Genomic DNA, 317 nt, shown 5'->3' with positions numbered 1-317 from the left:
CCGCGTCACATTGCGATGCGGAATCGCCACCCCCTTGGGCACACCCGTGGTGCCCGAGGTGTAGATCAGATACGCAACATCATCGTCGGCCGGCTCGATCAGCGGCGGGGTGGCGGGTTGACCGGTCAGCCTGGGATCGTTGACGTCGATCACCGTCAACCCACGCCCGCTCAGCCGGTCCATCAGATCGGTGGTGGTGACCACTGCTACCGGCGTCGAATCGCTGAGAACGAAGCCTATCCGTGCATCGGGCACCGAGGGATCGATCGGAACATAAGCCGCACCGGTTTTCAGCACACCCATGATCGCCACGATCG

1 protein-coding gene is annotated in these 317 nt (G+C 63.1%); it reads right to left on the bottom strand.

Going from position 1 to position 317, the window contains the following annotated elements; genetic code table 11:
• The coding region (locus tag ACZYZF_RS29490; protein ID WP_463837604.1) for an AMP-binding protein at window positions 1-317 on the bottom strand (317 nt) is incomplete at both ends.

Source organism: Mycobacterium sp. IDUB_24 (assembly GCF_055419385.1).
This window is presented reverse-complemented; position numbering and strand designations above follow the sequence as displayed.